This is a genomic window from Enterococcus alishanensis (assembly GCF_019218635.1).
Taxonomy (GTDB): Bacteria; Bacillota; Bacilli; order Lactobacillales; family Enterococcaceae; genus Enterococcus_A; species Enterococcus_A alishanensis.
Genome location: NZ_JAHUZB010000002.1, coordinates 397,197 through 416,048, shown reverse-complemented (window position 1 = coordinate 416,048; position 18,852 = coordinate 397,197). Strand labels below are relative to the sequence as shown.

Genomic DNA, 18,852 nt, shown 5'->3' with positions numbered 1-18,852 from the left:
TTACACAATTTTTTCGATTTCTGTGTAAATATGATCGGCTAACTTACTTCCTTCTGTTAATAATTCCAAGCCATTTTTACGATAATGTTTTACAAAATCTTCGTTCTTAACCCCTGAAAGATTGATTAGGACATTTAGCCAAGCGCCTTGTAAAGCAGATTTTAAATTAAGTGCCGCAACCCCAAGATCACTAGCAGCATTAGTGTTTGATTTTCCAATTAAAGCTTCAGTAACTTTCAAAGCCTCTGTAGCAATTTCCATCATTTTAAAAGGTGTTTTGGTTGCTCCCTCTAAAGCATTCTGCATCGCTTCTTTACGAGCTGCCTTCTCTTCTTCGGTATCCTTTGGCATTGTAAATACTGCTGATACTTTATTAAAGGCTTCTGTATCTTCATCAATCGCTATTATAAAAGCGTCTTGAAGTCTAGCAGCTTCAGCCTGTCTTTGTTTTACTATTTCTTCAAATTCAGCATATTTCTTTTTGCCGATTGTTAATTCAGTCACCATTTTTGTTAAGGAGATTCCCATTGCTCCAGCTAAAGCTGACGCCGAACCGCCTCCTGGAGCTGGTTCATCTGAACCCAATACAGTCATAAATTCATTAACTTTCAAATCTATTAGTTGCATAGTTATCCTCCTAATTTAATAAATGATTTTCTAAAACTTGTTTGTTGTAATCAAATTCTTCAATTTGCAAATAATACTCAGCGCAATCAATTAATGCTTTGGCTGGTGTTAAGCCAATTACTTCACTGCCGATAATGTTCACGCCATATCTTTTGGCTTCAAATCGAATCGTTTCAAAGGCACGATATAAAGGTGTACCCTCGTAATTCACCATGTTCATCGATACTTGAGCAATATTACGTTCTTCCAGCATTACGCCGATTCCTTTACAATACTTAAAGCCGCCACCAGATCCACGGACAATTTTTGCAATTTTATTCGCAATATCAATATTATCGGTATCTAAGTTGACATTAAAAGCAACCAACGGCATCCGTGCACCTACAGCAGTTACACCAGCCGTTGGGTGGATTTTTCTTTCTCCAAAATCGGGTGCCCAGTCTTCCTCTAGTAATTTTTCTGGCATCCCTTCAAACTGACCTTTACGTACTTTTGCTAAATTTTTACGAGCAGGTGTACTAGCCGATTCTTCATATAAGAAAATTGGAATGTTCAATTCATCATTGATACGCTTCGCAACTTTTTTAGAGATTTCCACACATTCTTCGGTTGTTACATCTTTAATCGGTACAAAAGGTACCACATCAGTCGCACCCATTCGGGGATGTTCTCCATGCTGTTTCGTCATATCAATATTTTCGCTAGCATATTTTACAAGTTGGAAAGCAACTTCCTGGATACCAGCTTCATCCCCGACTAAAGTGAAGACGCTACGATTGTGACTAGCATCCGAAGAATAATCTAACAAGGTCACTCCTCCAACACTTTTGGCAACTTTCACTAATCCGTTAATGACTTTTTCGTCACTTCCCTCACTAAAATTAGGAATACATTCAATTAATTTTGCCATTTTAAAAACATCCTCTCTTTTTAATAATTGCATAACATTTTTCGATTTTATAAGGGGCATCACTCCCTTATAAACTAAATAGTTCACAGCTTTTTCTTAACAGTTCTACATCTTAAAAATCTTATTTTGCGCAATAAACAAATTAAATCGTTGTTAGCGCTTCCATTCATGGAACAACCTTATCATTATTTAAAAGGTCGGTCAATCTCATATAAATGCTGAGATTAAGCCCTTCCTCAGAATTTTATTTAAAGATTTTTGTTAAGTATAATTTTAATTTTTTAATCGTATTTTTCTATAGACAAAAATTTGACACTTTTTCGACATTCTTAATCTGAATGTCGAAAAAGAAGCTGAAATTTAACTTCAAAGAATTCGTTAAATTATCAGTATCTTTTCATAACAGTAGGATATTATGTATATATTTTATAGAGGTTCGCTTTATCATTTAATTGCTTTTTAAAAGTAAAAATTGAAAATGTAAAAAACAGTCATCGATATTTCTTTTTAATGATTTAAATGATTTTTTGCTTAAATGATTTTTTGACGTTTTATTGATACTTTTATGAGAAAAAAATAAAAAAATAAAATTTTTCTCATTTAAAATCGAAATCTTTGCTGTACAAAAAAACTCGAAAAAAAAGACCGTTAAAAAAAAGAATCTCAAATATTAGACTTTCGAGATCTCTTTAAATTTTTTTCAGACGATCTTTATAAAACTATTCAGTTGTTTTTACTTCTTCAAAAGTATCCTTCAAATAATTTAATTCAAATTGATCACGATAAGCACTAAGGTTTTCTACAGCTTTCTTATAATAATGATTTGAGCTGTAATTTAATAGTTTTTCTATCTTCGGTGTATCCAGTGCTTTAATAGTTAGAAGATGCTTAACAATTGCCTTAAAAAAATAAACGATACCAGAATCACGTGGATTAGTCATTTGACCTTGAACTTCACTAAAACGTAGTAAGGACTCATACACTGCTTGATAATTTCCTTCCAGTAAATCAATTAAAGCTAAATACACACTTAATTGTGTCCGTTTCCAAGGTGAAATAATATTGGTGTACATTTCATTTGAACGTTGAAGATAATGTCTTGCTTGTTGGTAATTCCCCGCAGCAAAATACGAAATACCCATATCTACATAAAAAATCACTAGACTGGTTATTAAACTGGTTTCTTCGCATAGAGCTATAGCTTTTTTCATATAAAAAACAGCTTGATTGTAATTTTTTCGAAGCCGTTCAATTTCTGCTAAATAATCATAGGAAGCAGCAATGTTGCTGGCATATTTTTCTCTAACTTCATTTGAAATTGTAAAAATCGTAATCGATTCCTGACATAAGCGCTCTGCTTCTGATAATTCGCCAATCATTAAATGATACAAACCTTTTAATCTAAGTAAAATACCGATTGACTCATGATCATTAGATTTAATTGCAATGGTCATCGCCATATCAATATAAAGAGCCATCTCGATTGCATTGTCTGTTTGAATAAAAAAATAAATCATTTGTCGATAGGCTTTGGCTAAAATATCGTCATGGTGGTATTCCTTCGCTTGAACAATCACCCTTTGGATATCTTCAATCCCGCTATGATAATCACCACGATTAATTAAATAACGACCTTCCAGATATAAATACTTCATTAAAAGCTGTTGATAGTCATTCATATCTCCATAAAGTTCTTCATTAGATTTTAACTGGTGACCAATCTCTTCAAACTTTTCAAACTCTTTTTGAAATTCCAGCGGATGTAATTCTAAAGCCACTTTACTTTGTTCGTTATAAATTGGAAAAAGTTCATGTTGAAATTTTAACGAAAGTTCTAAATTAGAAAGTTCATAATCTAAAGATTTTAACTCTTGGTCAGCATTTTTATAATGATAAGCCACCAACGAGAGTAGTCCTTTGTCATTAGATGCTTTATATTGTTCTTCTAGCAAACGGGCAATTTTTTCATGAATTAACCGGATTTTACTGGCTGATTGACAAGAATAAATATGTTCTCTTAATTTTTTTTTCTTGAAAAATACATGAATTTTACTATTTATTGCCTGCTCAATTAAAAGATTCCGCTCGCTAAGATTTGCGACTGCTTTCGCAATTTCCTGTTCTGAAACCTCTAAAATTAAAGCAATCATGCTTATATAAGGGGGATTTTTGAAATAAGCTACCACTTCTAATACTGATCGTTCCATTGAAGATAGCTGAACAAGTGAAAATTCCAATTCCTTTTTAATTTTTGCCGTCATGTAATTAATCGATCCGCCCTGCCGCAATTGTTTGACATACTCCATTAAAAACATTGGATTTCCTTCTGATTCTTCATATAGTTTGTCACAAATCTCATAATCAAATTGTTGTTCCGGTATTTGCTTTTTAACAAAAGCTTTAATCGCTTCTTTTGGAAAAGGCTTTAAAGTAATTTGTAATAATTTATCGTAGTGACTGACTGCATTAATAAAATCAGTCACTTCACGATGATGATCAGTTCTTAAGGTCATTAGAAATAAGCAGTTTTGATTATGCAGTAAAAGACTTGTCAATAACTTCAAACTAGGCTGATCAATCCACTGTAGATTCTCAATATATACAATTATGTGATACTTGGCAGCTAGTTTATCCATTATGGTCAGCAAAAATTGCGAGAGATGATTGATATCAGTATCTCTTATTTTTTCTTCAAATTGAGTGCTGGCAATATCTAAAAAACTAGGAAAAAAACGCTGACACATTTGTCGCCATAAAGTTTCTGTCATGATTGATTCCGTTAAAACAATTGGTTCCAACTGAGTCATTATTTCTCGCCACATTCTTAAAGTAAAAGTTTGCTCTGCCTGAAAACAGCTAGCTTTAACTAATAATATTTCAGAGGCATTATTCAAAACTAACTGACTAAGAGCGGTTTTGCCAACTCCATCATCTCCTTGGATCAAGACTGATTGAAACGGTTGGTTACGATCAAAACAATCCAAGTTTGCTTCTAATACTTCAAGTTCAGCAGTCCGTCCAAAGAAACGATACTTGGTCGCATCTTTTTGTTCTTTGTTACGTTTAACGATTGTTAAAGTATCTTCGTAAATTTTTCGTGTTTCATCACTTGGCTGAATACCTAATTCTTCATTTAGTGTGCCCGCTAAACTGTAATAGGTTTCAATAACTTTACCATTACGATGACTATTTTGATAAAAACGCATCAACATCTGATAGTTGCGTTCATCATATTCATCAATATCAATCAATCGATGAATATTCTTTTCGACATCTTCCAAATGATTATTTTCAATATCTTCAGCTACTTTTTTATAACAGCTTTGAATAAATTTCTGTTCAAAAAAATTGCGCATTTTAATGACCCACAGATCAAAACTTTCAGAATCCTTCAAAAAAAATCCTTTTAGAAATTCATCTCGATATTCATCTAGATAGTGGATAGGATCTTCCGTGAACAAACGTGCGTCACTGGGAGCAACTAACGCTCCATCTAATTGTAAAATTGATTTATTGGGAGAAACAATGAACTCTGCTCCTAATTCTTTATTGGCTTGGTAAATAGTATTGCGCAGATTTTTACGAGCATTTTGTTCTGTTTTATTAGGCCACAACATCCCGGCTATTTCATCTCGACTGGCCGAAATATTTACTGTCAAGTAATAAATTAACGCATTGATTTTAGAAAAAGCAAAAAACACTGGTTGATCATCTAAAAAAATTTGAGGGTTACCAAACAATTGGCAACGTAGTACCTTTCGCATACATTCACCTTCTTTCATTCATTTTACGATAATTATTTAAAAAATAATAGCCAATTATAATCTCTAATAGTTACAATCATAACAACAAAATTTTTTATCATAGAAAAAAGGATTTGAAGAGTATCTGCTCCCCAAATCCTATAGATTATTTATAATAAAATTTTTATTCTAACCTTTGACGTTCATTAACAACTAATTTGCCCGCTTTATAAACTTGGCTAACCAAGTTAGTTGCAAAAAAATACATCGGAAAATCAATATTTGCTGCATCAAAAATAGCAATATCCGCCTGTTTGCCAACATCCAAACTACCAACCTTTTCATTGCGAGCTACTGAATAAGCAGCATTAATGGTTACAGCATTAAACACTTGGATCGGCGTTAATTTCATTTGGAAACAGCCCAATTGCATAATAAACTGTAAATTGGCCGTCGGACAGCTTCCAGGATTACTGTCAGTCGTTAAAGTAATTGCCATTCCTTTTTCAATCATTTTTTTAGCAGGAGCAAAAGTATCTTCCATTAAACTAAAGGTTGTTCCTGGTAGCAAGTTCCCAATTACATTTGCCTCGCTGAGAAGATCAATATCTTCATCTTTAATAACCATTAAATGTTCTGCACTGACTGCATGCAAGTCAGCTGCGACCTTAGAACCCCCGATTGAAGCAATTTCATCTGCATGAATCCGTAATTTAAAGCCCAGTTCTTTAGCTGCTGATAATAAACGATAGGATTGTTCAGCAGTAAAAACATTACGTTCACAAAAAATATCACAGAATTCAGCTAAGTTCTCAGCTTTGACTTTTGACAACATTTCATCAATTACCAATTCAATAAAATCATCTGAACGATCTTTATATTCTTCCGGAATGGCATGAGCGCCCATAAAAGTTGAGACTAGCTCAATATCATGATCTTCATTTAATTGACGGGCAACTTTTAATTGACGTTCTTCTGTTTCCCAATTTAAGCCATAACCACTTTTAGCCTCAACCGTCGTTACTCCATGAACTATCATCTCATTTAATAGATGTTCTGATTTTTGATACAATTCTTCAAAAGTTGCACTTCTAGTGGAGCGCACCGTGCTTAAAATACCACCACCAGCTGCTAAAATATCTAAATATGGTACACCATTTAATTTTTGTGAAAATTCATTTTCTCGACTACCACCATAGACCAAATGAGTATGGCAATCAATTAAACCAGGTGTTGCTAATTTTCCACTATAATCTACTATTTCAGTTGCTTTACCAATCAATGAAGCAGAAGGTTCACCAGCTGCCACTTCCAGAATTTTATCTTCTTTAATCGCGATATAACCGTGTTCAATTATTTGTGCCTCATCCATTTCAGCACCACGTAAAGGATGCCCCAGGTCATTAGGACAAAATATTTGGCTAAAATTCACTAATAATTTATCTGCCTGCATGTTTTTCTCTCCTCTTTTTTTCTTTTCCATTATCATCAATCACAGTCAAATTAATGTCAAATTTTTGTAAGCGCTTCTCTTGATTTCAAAAATTAAAAAATTCTTTTTGATTGACTCTTTATTGACTGTTTTTTTTATACTTAAAGTACAGCCATCAATTAACAGTTTTTCTAAAAATCAATCATTTTGACACTTAAGGAGGAAAAATAAATGGTCGATTATAAAGATATCGAAGCCGCGATGACCATCAAACTAGATGATATATTACCAGAAAAAACCATCTTTCATGAAGGTATTCGCCGAGCTCCTGATCGGGGCTTCCGCTTATCAAAAGAACAAACGGCCTTGGCGTTAAAAAATGCCCTACGTTACGTACATCCTAAATATCACGATGAAGTGATTCCCGAATTTTTAGAAGAATTAAAAAAACGTGGTCGTATTTACGGCTATCGTTGGTACCCAAAAGAAAGAGTTCATGGAAAACCAATTCAAGAGTATAAAGGAAAATGTACCGCTGCTAAAGCGATGCAAGTTATGATAGATAATAATTTAGATTTTGATGTGGCTCTCTACCCCTATGAATTAGTCACTTATGGAGAAACTGGACAGGTTTGTTCTAACTGGATGCAATACCACTTAATTAAAAAATATTTAGAAGTCATGACAGATGAACAAACTTTAGTATTAGAATCTGGTCATCCATTAGGTTTATTTAAATCAAAAAAAGATGCACCCCGAGTCATTATCACCAACGGTTTATTAGTTGGCGAATATGACAATATTGATGATTGGGAAATCGCTGAAGAAATGGGTGTCACTAATTATGGGCAAATGACTGCTGGAGGATGGATGTATATCGGACCGCAAGGTATTGTTCATGGTACTTTCAATACTTTATTAAATGCGGGACGTCTAAAATTAGGTATTCCTGATGATGGAGACTTGAGAGGAAAATTATTTATCTCATCTGGACTTGGTGGTATGAGCGGCGCACAAGGAAAAGCCGGAGAAATTGCCAACGCAGTTGCAATCATCGCTGAAGTAGATAAATCTAGAATTGAAACTCGTTTAAACCAAGGTTGGATTAGCAATCTTGCTGAAACACCCGCAGAGGCTATGCGAATTGCTAAAGAATATATTACTAAAAAAGAACGAACCTCAATTGCCTATCATGGAAATATTGTTGATTTGTTAGAGTATATTGATCAAAATAATATTCATGTCGATCTATTATCTGACCAGACTTCTTGTCACAATGTTTATGAAGGCGGCTATTGTCCTGCTGGTATTACCTTTGATGAGAGAACAGAATTATTAGCAACTGACAAAGAAAAATTTCATCAATTAGTTGACCAAACTTTAGCTCGTCATTATGAAGTCATTAAATCATTAGTTGCAAAAGGTACTTACTTCTTTGACTATGGGAATTCATTTATGAAAGCCATTTACGATTCAGGTGTAAAAGAAATTTCAAAGAATGGTATCGATGATAAAGATGGTTTTATCTGGCCTTCATATGTTGAAGATATCATGGGACCGATGCTGTTTGATTATGGTTATGGTCCATTCCGTTGGGTCTGTCTAAGCCATGATCATAAAGATTTAGTGGCGACTGACCAAGCTGCAATGGAGGTAATTGATCCAAATCGGCGTTATCAAGATCGAGATAATTATAATTGGATTCGCGATGCTGAAGAAAATCAATTAGTTGTTGGTACAGAAGCACGAATTTTATATCAAGATTGCATGGGTCGCATAAATATTGCCTTGAAATTTAACGAGATGGTGCGAGAAGGAAAAATTGGACCAGTTATGTTAGGACGAGATCATCACGATGTGTCTGGTACAGATTCACCATTTAGAGAAACTTCTAATATTAAAGATGGCAGTAATGTTTGCGCCGACATGGCCACGCAATGTTATGCTGGAAATGCTGCGCGTGGAATGACATTAGTTGCTTTGCATAATGGTGGTGGTGTTGGAATCGGAAAATCGATCAATGGTGGCTTTGGACTTGTATTAGATGGCTCTGAAGAAGTTGACGAAATCATCAAATCAGCCATCGCTTGGGATACGATGGGCGGAGTAGCTCGGCGTAGCTGGGCTCGCAATGAACATGCTATTGAAACTTCTATAGAATATAATAAAAATAATCAAGGAACGGATCACATTACAATCCCATATATTCCTGAAGAAAACAAAATTGCTGGGGCTGTGGCTAGTCTTTTTAAATAAGATAAAAAAGCTTTTTACCGAATTTTCATGGTAAAAAGCTTTTTTCTATTGATCCGCACTTACTTGCAGTAAAATTTTAGGTTCAATTTTAGTTTCTTTGTTAAATTCATGGAACGTGTGATTCACGGCTTTTAAAATTTCTCTTCTAGTAATAATTCCCTTGAACAATCCTTTTTCATCTAATACTGGTAAATAATTTGCATCTACTAAAAGATGTAAGATATCTTCCAAATCAGACTTTTCAGTGATCGTGCCAATATCTGTTTGCATCACATCAGCTACTGTAAATTGACTTAAATTATCGCTGTCAATTTCATCTAATTCCATCATTTTACTTACGACATCAGTCAGTGTTAATAAACCAACAAAACGATCATCTTTATCTAGGACTGGAATGGACGAATAACCAACTTGTGATAGTACCAGAAGAGCATGTTCTAAAGGGTTTTCCTTCATGACATTTGCGACATTATCAGCCGGAATCACCATTGTTTTCTTTTTGTTCATCATTAATTGTTCAATTTCAGGACTAATCATGAGGCTGCCTCCATTTCTACATCACTATTTTACCTAATTTTTTAGAAGAAAAGTGAATTTTTAAGTTTGATTAACTAAAAATTAGAAATTATTTGGACAAATGAACAGATAATTCCTCTACTGGCTTGTGTGCTCGATTAAAATAATCAACTTCGTAATAAGTCGATTCACTTGTAATAATCGCATAACTTGGAATTTGAATCGGTCCTCTTGGTTGGGAAATACTACCAGGATTTACAAATAGAATCCCTTTATCCATTTCAGCAACTGCTTGATGAATATGTCCAAACAAAGCAATATCAGCTTGTTTTTCAGCTGCTTGTAATGCTAAGGTCGTTAACCCAAAACGGACATTTGATTGATGTCCATGAGTCATAAAAATCGTATCAGAGCCGATTTTTACAATTTGTTCTGTTTTAAAACCAGGGTCAAAGTCACAATTTCCAGTTACGACGGTGAAATTTTTCCATAGTTCATCACTTGAAGGAAGCTCTGAATCACCACAATGAAACATGTGGTCCACTTTTCCTTTGTATCGATCAACTAATTGAACTAAAATATCTCGATCACCGTGATTATCACTAACTACTAAATATTTCATTTATTTTCCTCCAACCAATCCAACCAGACTTTTTCAAGCTTTGTGACTGCTTGGGCGCGATGGCTTAATTTATTTTTTTCTTCTTGACTCAATTCAGCCGCAGTCTTGTTTAATTCTGGAACTATAAACAATGGGTCATACCCAAACCCGTTATCTCCTCTTGGGATGCGACCGATTAAACCTTTCCAATCCGCTGAAACCACTAAACTTTCTTTTTTTGGTGCAGCAAATACCAACGTACAATGAAAGCGTGCAGTTCTTTGATCATCAGGAATTTCGGTTAATTCATGTAATAATTTTGCATTGTTAGCTGCATCATTCTTTTCTTCTCCCGCAAAACGTGCAGAATAAACTCCTGGCATACCATTTAAAGCATCTACAATTAGACCAGAATCATCAGCTAAAACAGGTTGTTGTAAAATTTGAGCGATTGTTTCAGCTTTTAAACGAGCATTTTCTTCAAAAGTATGACCAGTTTCTGCGACATCCGGTAAATCTGGATAATCTTTCAACGTTTTTATTTGATAACCTTCTTTAGCAAATAAAGCTTCAAATTCTTTTACTTTTCCCGGATTCCCAGTTGCAATGACAATCGTTTTGTCTTTGTTTAGGATAAACTCAGAGTACAAAGCTTCTTTTTGTAAAATAATTAATTCTTCAATCGCATTTTTTCCATGAAATAACATTGCGTTTAATTCTTCACCATTAAATGTTGCTTCTTCGCCGGTTCCTTGAATTTCAACAAATTGACCTTTTTCAGTCATCACTATATTCATATCAACTGCTGCGGAAGAATCTTCAACATAATCTAAATCGCTAACTACTGACCCATCTGGTAAAATGCCAACACTAATTGCTGCTAAATGTTCCATAATAGGGTCTTCTTTTAATTCACCGGTAGTCAATAATTTATTGATTGCTAATCTTAATGCAACAAATCCACCAGTAATACTAGCCGTTCTAGTCCCACCATCTGCCTGAATAACATCACAGTCAATGATAATGCTCCGCTCTCCTAGTTTTTCCAAATCTATTACAGCTCTCAAAGCACGGCCAATCAAACGTTGAATCTCCATGGTTCTACCAGACAATTTGCCTTTTGCACTTTCCCTACGGTTTCTAGTATTGGTTGCCCGTGGTAGCATACTGTATTCTGCAGTAACCCAGCCAGTCTCTGACCCTCTTAAAAAAGGTGGCACACTATCCTCTACTGTTGCCGAACAAATGACTTTTGTATCACCAAATGAAATTACTACCGAACCTTCTGGGTGTTTAAATACATTGGTTTCAATTTTTATATTTCTTAATTGATCTTGCTTTCGACCATCATGACGCATTAATTTTCCTCCTCATTAATCATCTAAACTAATATGTTCAACAATCAAATCACGTATATCCAACCATTCATCTGCAATCTCTTGAAACATTTTAGGTGATCCTGTTGTATAAAACTTACAAATTTTATTATCGTTCAAATCATAGTTATTTAAATCAAAATAATCGAGTAACGTACTCAAATCGTTGACAGTTTCAGCGCCTGAATCAATCATTGTTACCTTTTTACCCATCACATTTTGAATAATTGGTCGTAGCAATGGATAATGGGTACACCCTAAAATCAACGTATCTAAATACTTATTATGAAGCGGCACAAGTGTTTCTGCCACTACTTTTTTTGCAACTGGGCTTAAAAATTGATTACTTTCAACAATCGGTACAAATTTTGGACAAGCCAGGCTGGTAACTGAAACAGTTGGTGATTTTTCTTTTAATTCTTTTTCATAAGACATACTTTTCACCGTACCTAAAGTACCAATCACACCAACTTTTCCAGTTTGACTTGCTTTTAAGGCTGCTCGTGCACCTGGCTGAATCACGCCAATTACTGGAATATCTACTTGAGCTTTTATTTCTTCTAAAGCGACTGCTGTTGCAGTATTGCATGCAATGACTAATAATTTAATGCCTTGATCAATTAAAAAACGGGTCATTTGCCAAGTGAATTCGATGACTTGCTCTGCTGGCCGTGGGCCATAGGGACAACGTGCAGTATCTCCGAGATAAAGAATATTTTCATTTGGTAATTGACGTAAGGCTTCTTTAACAACAGTTAATCCGCCGACACCCGAATCAATAAAACCAATTGGCTGTTTATTTGACAAAATATTTAACCTCAATTTCAAAAATTTTCAACTATTGTTATTTTCCACTTTTTAACCGAATTTTTCAAGTCCTACGATAAAACAAAAAAAGCCTATCAAAAATGATAGACTTAATAGTTGTAATTTCTTTTTTCTAAATAACCAGATGCTAGGCTCAATAAGTAGCAAATCACAAAATACATAGCCGTCATAGCAAGAAACATTGGCACCACATAATTGGTATTTTCACCATAAATAATACGGGCATTGTGCAATAATTCTGGTAATGAAATAATGACAGCCAATGAAGTATCTTTAATTAACGAAATTAATTGACTTAAAATCGCTGGTAACATTGATTTTAATGCTTGCGGAAAAATTATAATAGTTAATGTTTGAAAATAAGTTAAGCCTGACGACATCCCGGCTTCTGTTTGTCCATCTGGTACAGCGTTTAACCCTGCTCGAAATATTTCTGATAACATTGCCGATTCAAAAATAGTCAGAGCCGCAACGGCTGCCCAAAAAATATTAAAAGCAATCCCAATTTGCGGTAAAGCGAAATAAGTAAAGAAAATAATTAATAATAAAGGTAAATTACGAATGATGTCTACGATAAGTCCGACAATCTTTGAAAGATAAGGAATACCACTGTAACGAATCGTCCCTAAAATACCACCTAAAATCATACTAAAAATAATTGAAAACACCGAAACTTGTACTGTTACCCATAAACCGTCCAGCAGGAATCGGATATTAATCCATGAAAAAGCTCCACTAAAATTCATTCATCAATTCCTCCTTTTCTAGACGTTGGCCCAATGCTTGTCTAAGTAATTCATCAAATAAGACAATGGCAAAGTTAGAACTAAATAAAAACAACCAACAATAATATACGTACCAAATGTATTAAAAGTCGTTGAGGCAATTAAGTCTCCTTGGTACATCAAATCTAAACCGGCTACCATTGCTAAAATTGATGAATTTTTAATCAAATTGATAAATTGATTTCCTAACGGTGGTACAACAATTTTAAAGGCTTGAGGTAAAACAATATAGCGCATTGATTCCCAATAAGAAAAACCAGAAGATAGACCAGCTTCTGTTTGTCCATAAGGAACTGTTTGAATCCCAGAACGAACAGTTTCAGCAATAAAAGCTGAAGTATAAATTGTTAAACCGATTGTTCCAGATTGCAAACCATCAAAGGGAAAGAAATAAAGCGGCGCCACTGTATAGAAAAACATCACGATGATTAGCAATGGAATATTCCGAAAGAAAGCAACATAAGCTTTAGCTAGTGAACTAACAATCTTATTTCCGGATAATTGAAAAATAGCCATCAACGTACCAATTACCAGACTAAAAATCAAAGCAACAACACTTGCAATGATCGTATATTTAAAACCACTGACAAAATCAGCTGAATAAGTATTAAATAAATCAAGCATTAAATTTTGCCCCCTTTGCTGCTTTCCCATCTGAATCATTAGGGAACCATTTGTCATAAATTTTGTCGTAGGTGCCATTATCATGCATGGTTTCTAATGCTTTGTTGACTTCATTTAAGAAATCATCTTGACCTTTATTAATGGCAATACCATAAGGTTCATTGGTAAAAGTTCCACCGACTAATTCATACTTATCATTTTCTGAAGCCATTCCTAACAAAATTGCATTATCAGTACTCATTGCTTGACCTTGTCCAGCTTGTAAAGCAGTAAAAGCTTCTGAATAGTTTTCTAACTCAATAATATTTGCTTCTGGTGCGGCTTCGCGAATATTTACTGCTGAAGTTGAGCCTTTTACCACTAACACAGTATCATCTGCTGTTAAACTGTCGACTCCCGTGATATGACTTCCTTTTTCAACTAATAATGATTGACCAGCTGAGAAATAAATATCAGAAAAGTTAACTTGTTCCAATCTTTCTTTAGAAATGGTCATCGTCGCAATGATTGCATCAATGTTCCCATTTTTTAATAAAGGAATCCGAGTTTTAGAAGTCACTTCGACGAATTCAGCCTTACCTTCATCACCTAAAATTTCCTTAGTAATTTGTTTTGCAATATCGATATCAAATCCTTGAACGGTCCGGTCTTTAATATTCATTAACCCAAACAAACGTGTATCATATTTGACGCCCCAATTAATTGTTGGCGTTTCATCAATCCGAGTGGCGATGTTTTCATCGGCAACACTTTGTCCACGACAACCGGATAAGAATAAAACAACCGCTAATCCAATAGCAATCAAAGAGGCAAATTTCTTAAATTTTGACATAAGTCACCCTCCTCTTAATGATTGATTACTTTTCTAACAAATTGTTGTGCTCGTTCATCTTTTGGCATTTCAAAGAAACCTTCCACATCTTTGGTATCTTCTAAAACTTCTCCATCTGCCATAAAAACAATCCGATCGGCTACTTCTTTGGCAAAGCCCATCTCATGAGTTACCACAATCATAGACATGCCATCACGAGCGATTTTTTTCATAACATTCAACACATCGCCAATCATTTCTGGATCCAGTGCTGAAGTTGGTTCATCAAATAAAAGTAGATCTGGGTTCATCGCTAAACCGCGTGCAATTGCTACCCGTTGTTGCTGTCCACCAGATAACATTGATGGATAAGAATCCTTTTTATCTAACATATCTACGCGATCCAGCATTTTTTCGGCTGCTTTAGTCGCTTCTTCTTTTGATTGCTTTAGGACTTTAATTGGCGCCAAAGTAATATTCTCCAACGCTGTTTTGTTAGGATATAAGTTAAAATGTTGAAAAACCATTCCTACTTTTGTCCGGATATCTTTTAATTTGACTTCCTTACTGTATAAATCTCTGTCTTCAATAAATAATTCACCAGAAGAAATTCTTTCCAATGCATTGATACAGCGTAGCATCGTACTTTTACCTGAACCAGAAGGACCGATTACAACCACCACTTCTCCTTTTTCAAAAGTTAAGTTGATATCTTTCAGGGCATGAAATTTCCCAAAATATTTATCTACATGCTTAAATTCCACCATTGACATGTCATCACAACTCCCAATCTCTTTTATATTAATTTTCTCTAATTTAAAATAGGCTAGTTCTCATTATATTCCACAAAATTTTAGTTTGTAAAGAAATAAATCCAAAATTTTTCAATATTCCGTCAAACTCCTACTATTTCCATGTTAGATTTAATTACATGGATGATGGTTTTATCAAACTTGAATTGTTGAATAAAAGTTGTCTAATCAACTAAAAAAGGTTACTATTTGATAGATAGCTCAAATTAGAAAGGTGATTAAATGAAAAATATTATTTTAACTGGTGATCGACCAACTGGACAATTACATTTAGGACATTATGTAGGTTCTTTGAAGAATCGTTTAATGATGCAAGATGATCCAAATAATAAATTGTATATCATGGTTGCAGACATGCAAGCTTTGACTGACAATGCGAAAAACCCTGAAAAAGTTTCTTCAAATATCTTACAAGTTGCGTTAGATTACTTAGCCATTGGATTAGATCCTGAAAAAATTACATTTTTGATCCAGTCACAAATTCCTGAATTGGCAGAATTGACGATGTACTACATGAATTTGGTGAGTGTTGGACGTTTACGCAGAAATCCAACGGTTAAAGCAGAAATTGAACAAAAGAAATTTGGTGAAAGTATTCCAACTGGATTCTTTGTTTATCCGATTTCTCAAGCTTCTGATATTACTGCTTTTAAAGCCAATTTGGTGCCCGTTGGTGAAGATCAAAAACCAATGCTAGAACAAACACAAGAAATTGTTCACAGCTTTAATCATACTTACAGTGAAGTTTTAGTTGAACCAAAAGGTGTCTTTCCTGCTAAAAATATGGGACGTTTACCAGGAATTGATGGCAATGGAAAAATGAGTAAAAGTTTAGGTAATGGCATTTATTTAGCCGACTCTGCTGAAACAGTCGCAAAAAAAGTAATGAGTATGTATACTGACCCTAACCATATTCATGTTGAAGACCCTGGCCAAGTAGAAGGCAACATGGTTTTCACTTATTTAGATGTTTTTGGAACAGATAAAGAAAAAATCGAAGAATTAAAAGAACATTACCGTCGTGGTGGTCTTGGCGATGTGAAAATCAAACGTTACTTGATCGAGGTTTTAGAAGCAGAATTAGGACCAATTCGCACGCGTCGTGAAGAATTTGCCAAAGATCCTGCTGAAGTGATGAACATTCTACAAAAAGGCAGTCAAGAAGCCCAAAAAGTTGCTGCCAATACTTTATTGGAAGTCAAAAAAGCAATGGGAATTGCTTATTTCAGTTAAGCAAAAAACTGTTTCTGCTAAGCAGAAACAGTTTTTTTAATTAGCCTCACAGGCAACTTTTTGCAAGACTTTAGTAAAAGCAGCATCCTCATTAAAAGGATGAAGATAATCAAATATTTCTCCACCAGCCTCCATAAAATATCCCCGATTCTCAACTTCAATTTCTTCTAATGTCTCTAAACAATCGGATACAAATCCTGGTGTAACTACAAGGATCTTTTTGACTTTCTGACTCGGTAAAGCATTTAACGTTTCACTAGTAGCCGGTCTTAACCATTCACCTGGACCGAATTTGGATTGATAAGTATGGGCATATGGCAGCTCTCCCAGACATTTCAAAAGTAAACGGGTAGTCTCTTGGCATTGTTTCTCGTAGGGATCACCCTTTTTTATTTCAGAAACTGGTATGCCATGGTAAGAAAATAGAATCATGTCGTAATCATTTTTTTCCCATTGCTTTTTTATGTTTTCAGCTAATAAATTCAAATAATCTTGATTGTCATAAAAATGGGCGATTGCTCGTAAATTGGGTTGTTTACCCTGATCTTTGAAATAGCGGTTGATTTGATCATAAATTGGTGCAACAGTTGTATTTGAATATTGTGGATACAAAGGTAAAACAGTTAAGTCAGTGACTCCTTTGGCTAGCATTTCATCTAAAACTCTTGCTATTTTCGGTTCGCCATAAGTCATTGCAAAATGAACTTGCTGATCAGGAACTAGCTCTTGTAAAAGCTGTGCCTGCTTTTTCGTATAAAAAAATAGTGGTGAGCCTTCATCAGTCCATATGCTTTGATAAAGTTTTGCTGATTTTTTGGGCCTTGTTTTTAAAATAATTCCATGTAAAATTGGTAACCAAACAGCACGTGGCAGTGAAATAACTCGTCGATCACTTAAAAATTGTTTTAAAAAGCGACCTACCGCTTCTGCTGTTGGTGCTTGTGGCGTTCCCAAATTCACCAATAATATCCCTTTTTTCACATTAAACTCCTTTTAAAAATAAATATATTCCATGATACCATAATTTTATCTACAAAAAAACTATTGCCTAAACAGGCAATAGCTTTCAAATTTATTTTAATGATAGAAATCAAAACGACCTTTAGCAAAAACTTCTTTCAAACCACCTGTTTTTAATAGTGAACGATCGGCAATTACTTTTTTCATAACTGATGCTGGGTAAGCCGTCATTTCAGCTTTACCAACTAAACCAAGAGCATGGGTATTGCCGATTGATGCAACTGAACCCAATGATTTAAATGAAAATGGCGTGCTTGCTTTTCCGCTCATTTGATTTAATATGTCTTTTCCGGCATAATGCCCCATCTTCAAAGCTATTTGCGCTGTTGTTGGATATGGACGATTACTAGCTGGATCCATTACAGCCGCTACATCTCCAAGAATATAGACGTTGTCATAGGTTGGATCGGTTAAGTTTGGTTTTACCATAACTCGTCCACGTCGTTCTTCAAAACCAGATTCTCCGACAATTTTATTACCACTTACACCTGTTGTCCAAATGATTGTTTTGGCATGAAGAGATTCTAAATCACCATCTTTACCATTTTGATAGACGACTTCATTTGGTCTTACTTCTTTAATCATTTTACCGGTCATTAGTTTTACGCCCCATTTTTTAAAATGGTTAATTGCATATTGACCTAATTTGTCACTAAACATTGGTAAAATTTTATCAGCTGCTTCAACATTATAAATTTCGATTTGTTCTGGTTTAACACCAGCAATCTCAGCGAAATGTTTCGTATTTTCAACTAGTGAACCAACTAATTCAATTCCAGTAAAACCGGCGCCACAAACAACAATGCGTAAACTTGCTTCATCTTTACTTGTTTTATATTCTTTTAATTGTGCTTCAATATGTTCATAAACTTTAGCAGCTGTTTTTACATCCACCATTTCTAATGCATTCACATCCGCACCAGGAATACCAAATGTTTCAGATTGAAAACCTAAACCGACAATCAGATAATCATAATTCAAGCTTTGACCATCTGTTAACAAAACGGATTGTTCATCAGCATTGATTTTTTCGACTGTCTTTTGAAGGAAAGTTGTTTTTTTAGGGTTCACCACATCCATGATTGGATAACTAATTTTTTCTCCTGATTGTGTCCCTGCAGCTACCTCGTGCAAAGCGGTTGATTCATAGTGGTAGTCATTGCGATCCACCAAAGTAATATGAATATCTGCTGAAGATTTTTGTAATACATGCAGTGCGCTTAAGCCAGCGTATCCTGCTCCTAAAATAACGATTTCTTTCAATTTAAAGACCTCCTA

Annotated in this window: 16 protein-coding genes; 2 read left to right on the top strand and 14 right to left on the bottom strand. The window is 34.6% G+C overall.

What is annotated here, in order from left to right; translation table 11 throughout:
• The 4 genes from KUA55_RS05605 to hutI form a co-directional block, all read right to left on the bottom strand.
• Positions 1-627 (bottom strand): cyclodeaminase/cyclohydrolase family protein, encoded by a 627-nt coding sequence (locus KUA55_RS05605; RefSeq protein ID WP_218325201.1) that lies wholly within the window; start codon positions 625-627, stop codon positions 1-3.
• Positions 628-637: 10 nt separating this feature from the next.
• Positions 638-1,537 (bottom strand): glutamate formimidoyltransferase, encoded by a 900-nt coding sequence (gene ftcD, locus KUA55_RS05600; RefSeq protein WP_218325200.1) that lies wholly within the window; start codon positions 1,535-1,537, stop codon positions 638-640.
• A 719-nt stretch (positions 1,538-2,256) separates the two neighbouring features.
• The gene (locus tag KUA55_RS05595; protein ID WP_218325199.1) at positions 2,257-5,301 is read right to left on the bottom strand and encodes an ATP-binding protein; all 3,045 of its coding nucleotides are present in this window, start codon (positions 5,299-5,301) and stop codon (positions 2,257-2,259) included.
• 163 nt (positions 5,302-5,464) lie between these two features.
• Positions 5,465-6,733 (bottom strand): imidazolonepropionase, encoded by a 1,269-nt coding sequence (hutI, locus tag KUA55_RS05590; protein WP_218325198.1) that lies wholly within the window; start codon positions 6,731-6,733, stop codon positions 5,465-5,467.
• A gap of 210 nt (positions 6,734-6,943) precedes the next feature.
• Here hutI and KUA55_RS05585 point away from each other — a divergent pair, with 210 nt between their 5' ends.
• Positions 6,944-8,968: a urocanate hydratase gene (locus KUA55_RS05585; RefSeq protein ID WP_218325197.1), complete on the top strand. Its 2,025-nt coding sequence runs from the start codon at positions 6,944-6,946 to the stop codon at positions 8,966-8,968.
• A 45-nt stretch (positions 8,969-9,013) separates the two neighbouring features.
• Here the strand turns inward: KUA55_RS05585 and cbpB are convergent, their stop codons facing one another.
• From cbpB to KUA55_RS05545, 8 genes are all read right to left on the bottom strand, one after another.
• Positions 9,014-9,505 carry a cyclic-di-AMP-binding protein CbpB gene (gene cbpB / locus KUA55_RS05580; protein WP_218325196.1) on the bottom strand — a complete coding sequence of 164 codons (492 nt, stop codon included), beginning with the start codon at positions 9,503-9,505 and terminating at the stop codon, positions 9,014-9,016.
• Positions 9,506-9,593: 88 nt separating this feature from the next.
• The gene (locus KUA55_RS05575) at positions 9,594-10,106 is read right to left on the bottom strand and encodes a metallophosphoesterase (RefSeq protein ID WP_218325195.1); all 513 of its coding nucleotides are present in this window, start codon (positions 10,104-10,106) and stop codon (positions 9,594-9,596) included.
• Positions 10,103-11,443 (bottom strand): ribonuclease PH, encoded by a 1,341-nt coding sequence (rph, locus tag KUA55_RS05570; protein WP_218325194.1) that lies wholly within the window; start codon positions 11,441-11,443, stop codon positions 10,103-10,105. Before rph ends, KUA55_RS05575 begins: the two co-directional genes overlap by 4 nt.
• A gap of 15 nt (positions 11,444-11,458) precedes the next feature.
• A complete protein-coding gene (racE, locus tag KUA55_RS05565; protein WP_218325193.1) occupies positions 11,459-12,268 on the bottom strand; it encodes a glutamate racemase in 810 nt (269 codons plus the stop codon).
• Between the two features lie 110 nt (positions 12,269-12,378).
• Positions 12,379-13,035: an amino acid ABC transporter permease gene (locus KUA55_RS05560; RefSeq protein ID WP_218325192.1), complete on the bottom strand. Its 657-nt coding sequence runs from the start codon at positions 13,033-13,035 to the stop codon at positions 12,379-12,381.
• 18 nt (positions 13,036-13,053) lie between these two features.
• Positions 13,054-13,698, bottom strand: coding sequence for an amino acid ABC transporter permease (locus KUA55_RS05555; protein ID WP_218325191.1), 645 nt, complete (start codon positions 13,696-13,698; stop codon positions 13,054-13,056).
• Positions 13,691-14,530, bottom strand: coding sequence for a transporter substrate-binding domain-containing protein (locus KUA55_RS05550; RefSeq protein ID WP_218325190.1), 840 nt, complete (start codon positions 14,528-14,530; stop codon positions 13,691-13,693). The genes KUA55_RS05555 and KUA55_RS05550 overlap by 8 nt, the downstream gene beginning before the upstream one ends.
• A gap of 14 nt (positions 14,531-14,544) precedes the next feature.
• Positions 14,545-15,282: an amino acid ABC transporter ATP-binding protein gene (locus KUA55_RS05545; protein WP_218325189.1), complete on the bottom strand. Its 738-nt coding sequence runs from the start codon at positions 15,280-15,282 to the stop codon at positions 14,545-14,547.
• 261 nt (positions 15,283-15,543) lie between these two features.
• Here KUA55_RS05545 and trpS point away from each other — a divergent pair, with 261 nt between their 5' ends.
• Positions 15,544-16,554, top strand: coding sequence for a tryptophan--tRNA ligase (gene trpS / locus KUA55_RS05540; RefSeq protein WP_218325188.1), 1,011 nt, complete (start codon positions 15,544-15,546; stop codon positions 16,552-16,554).
• Positions 16,555-16,590: 36 nt separating this feature from the next.
• On the opposite strand, the gene hemH is transcribed toward trpS, so the two are convergent.
• The gene (hemH, locus tag KUA55_RS05535) at positions 16,591-17,535 is read right to left on the bottom strand and encodes a ferrochelatase (protein ID WP_218325187.1); all 945 of its coding nucleotides are present in this window, start codon (positions 17,533-17,535) and stop codon (positions 16,591-16,593) included.
• A gap of 96 nt (positions 17,536-17,631) precedes the next feature.
• The gene (locus KUA55_RS05530) at positions 17,632-18,837 is read right to left on the bottom strand and encodes an NAD(P)/FAD-dependent oxidoreductase (RefSeq protein ID WP_218325186.1); all 1,206 of its coding nucleotides are present in this window, start codon (positions 18,835-18,837) and stop codon (positions 17,632-17,634) included.
• Positions 18,838-18,852 lie beyond the last annotated feature (15 nt).

What these genes read in the sequence shown, in the direction of transcription:
- KUA55_RS05605 (WP_218325201.1), bottom strand. Translation starts at nt 627, where the DNA reads ATGCAACTAATAGATTTGAAAGTTAATGAATTTATGACTGTATTGGGT.
- ftcD (WP_218325200.1), bottom strand. Translation starts at nt 1,537, where the DNA reads ATGGCAAAATTAATTGAATGTATTCCTAATTTTAGTGAGGGAAGTGAC.
- KUA55_RS05595 (WP_218325199.1), bottom strand. Translation starts at nt 5,301, where the DNA reads ATGCGAAAGGTACTACGTTGCCAATTGTTTGGTAACCCTCAAATTTTT.
- hutI (WP_218325198.1), bottom strand. Translation starts at nt 6,733, where the DNA reads ATGCAGGCAGATAAATTATTAGTGAATTTTAGCCAAATATTTTGTCCT.
- KUA55_RS05585 (WP_218325197.1), top strand. Translation starts at nt 6,944, where the DNA reads ATGGTCGATTATAAAGATATCGAAGCCGCGATGACCATCAAACTAGAT.
- cbpB (WP_218325196.1), bottom strand. Translation starts at nt 9,505, where the DNA reads ATGATTAGTCCTGAAATTGAACAATTAATGATGAACAAAAAGAAAACA.
- KUA55_RS05575 (WP_218325195.1), bottom strand. Translation starts at nt 10,106, where the DNA reads ATGAAATATTTAGTAGTTAGTGATAATCACGGTGATCGAGATATTTTA.
- rph (WP_218325194.1), bottom strand. Translation starts at nt 11,443, where the DNA reads ATGCGTCATGATGGTCGAAAGCAAGATCAATTAAGAAATATAAAAATT.
- KUA55_RS05560 (WP_218325192.1), bottom strand. Translation starts at nt 13,035, where the DNA reads ATGAATTTTAGTGGAGCTTTTTCATGGATTAATATCCGATTCCTGCTG.
- KUA55_RS05555 (WP_218325191.1), bottom strand. Translation starts at nt 13,698, where the DNA reads ATGCTTGATTTATTTAATACTTATTCAGCTGATTTTGTCAGTGGTTTT.
- KUA55_RS05550 (WP_218325190.1), bottom strand. Translation starts at nt 14,530, where the DNA reads ATGTCAAAATTTAAGAAATTTGCCTCTTTGATTGCTATTGGATTAGCG.
- KUA55_RS05545 (WP_218325189.1), bottom strand. Translation starts at nt 15,282, where the DNA reads ATGTCAATGGTGGAATTTAAGCATGTAGATAAATATTTTGGGAAATTT.
- trpS (WP_218325188.1), top strand. Translation starts at nt 15,544, where the DNA reads ATGAAAAATATTATTTTAACTGGTGATCGACCAACTGGACAATTACAT.